Below are 1,623 nucleotides of genomic sequence, written 5' to 3'. Positions count from 1 at the left end.
AATTTAGACAAGACAATCTGTGTGGGCACTCGTTAAGAGTGTCACAACGACGATTCATATTTCGATATATTTAATTGAAGAGTTTGATCATGGCTCAGATTGAACGCTGGCGGCAGGCCTAACACATGCAAGTCGAACGGTAACAGGAAGTGCTTGCACTTCGATGACGAGTGGCGGACGGGTGAGTAATGCTTGGGAACTTGCCTTTGCGAGGGGGATAACAGTTGGAAACGACTGCTAATACCGCATAATGTCTACGGACCAAACGGGGCTTAGGCTCCGGCGCAAAGAGAGGCCCAAGTGAGATTAGCTAGTTGGTAAGGTAAAGGCTTACCAAGGCAACGATCTCTAGCTGTTCTGAGAGGAAGATCAGCCACACTGGAACTGAGACACGGTCCAGACTCCTACGGGAGGCAGCAGTGGGGAATATTGCACAATGGGGGAAACCCTGATGCAGCCATGCCGCGTGTGTGAAGAAGGCCTTCGGGTTGTAAAGCACTTTCAGTTGTGAGGAAAAGTTAGTAGTTAATACCTGCTAGCCGTGACGTTAACAACAGAAGAAGCACCGGCTAACTCCGTGCCAGCAGCCGCGGTAATACGGAGGGTGCGAGCGTTAATCGGAATTACTGGGCGTAAAGCGCACGCAGGCGGTTTGTTAAGCTAGATGTGAAAGCCCCGGGCTCAACCTGGGATGGTCATTTAGAACTGGCAGACTAGAGTCTTGGAGAGGGGAGTGGAATTCCAGGTGTAGCGGTGAAATGCGTAGATATCTGGAGGAACATCAGTGGCGAAGGCGACTCCCTGGCCAAAGACTGACGCTCATGTGCGAAAGTGTGGGTAGCGAACAGGATTAGATACCCTGGTAGTCCACACCGTAAACGCTGTCTACTAGCTGTTTGTGACTTTAAGTCGTGAGTAGCGAAGCTAACGCGCTAAGTAGACCGCCTGGGGAGTACGGCCGCAAGGTTAAAACTCAAATGAATTGACGGGGGCCCGCACAAGCGGTGGAGCATGTGGTTTAATTCGATGCAACGCGAAGAACCTTACCTACACTTGACATGCAGAGAACTTTCTAGAGATAGATTGGTGCCTTCGGGAACTCTGACACAGGTGCTGCATGGCTGTCGTCAGCTCGTGTCGTGAGATGTTGGGTTAAGTCCCGCAACGAGCGCAACCCTTGTCCTTAGTTGCCAGCATTAAGTTGGGCACTCTAAGGAGACTGCCGGTGACAAACCGGAGGAAGGTGGGGACGACGTCAAGTCATCATGGCCCTTACGTGTAGGGCTACACACGTGCTACAATGGCATTTACAGAGGGAAGCGAGACAGTGATGTGGAGCGGACCCCTTAAAGAATGTCGTAGTCCGGATTGGAGTCTGCAACTCGACTCCATGAAGTCGGAATCGCTAGTAATCGCAGGTCAGAATACTGCGGTGAATACGTTCCCGGGCCTTGTACACACCGCCCGTCACACCATGGGAGTGGGATGCAAAAGAAGTAGTTAGTCTAACCTTCGGGAGGACGATTACCACTTTGTGTTTCATGACTGGGGTGAAGTCGTAACAAGGTAACCCTAGGGGAACCTGGGGTTGGATCACCTCCTTACCATTACGTCGATAGACGC

At 51.5% G+C, this 1,623-nt stretch carries 1 rRNA gene; it reads left to right on the top strand.

What is annotated here, in order from left to right:
- Positions 1–71: 71 nt before the first annotated feature.
- Positions 72–1,604: ribosomal RNA gene (locus tag IW644_RS19815) — 16S ribosomal RNA — on the top strand.
- Positions 1,605–1,623: the final 19 nt, after the last annotated feature.

Source organism: Alteromonas sp. PRIM-21, assembly GCF_027563165.1.
Taxonomy (GTDB): domain Bacteria; phylum Pseudomonadota; class Gammaproteobacteria; order Enterobacterales; family Alteromonadaceae; genus Alteromonas; species Alteromonas macleodii_A.
This window is presented reverse-complemented; position numbering and strand designations above follow the sequence as displayed.